The organism is Macrococcus sp. DPC7161 (assembly GCF_004117835.1).
Lineage (GTDB): Bacteria > Bacillota > Bacilli > Staphylococcales > Staphylococcaceae > SDSC01.
Genome location: NZ_SDSC01000073.1, coordinates 1 through 234 on the forward strand (window position 1 = coordinate 1; position 234 = coordinate 234).

At 38.5% G+C, this 234-nt stretch carries 1 pseudogene; it reads left to right on the forward strand.

The window, feature by feature from the left end:
- A pseudogene (locus ER639_RS12380) lies at window positions 1–234 on the forward strand (MSCRAMM family adhesin SdrC); the annotation flags it as partial.

Here is a 234-nt window from a genome sequence, read left to right on the forward strand (position 1 = left end):
ATTCGCTAATTGAACCACTTGTTGATTCTGAGTTCGATACTGATCCTGAAGTCGACTCACTTACTGAACCGCTTGTTGATTCTGAAATTGATCCAGAAGTAGATTCGCTAATTGAACCACTTGTTGACTCTGAAATAGAACCTGATGTTGATTCACTTACTGAACCGCTTGTTGATTCTGATACTGAACCTGATGTTGATTCACTAATTGATCCACTTGTTGATTCTGATACTG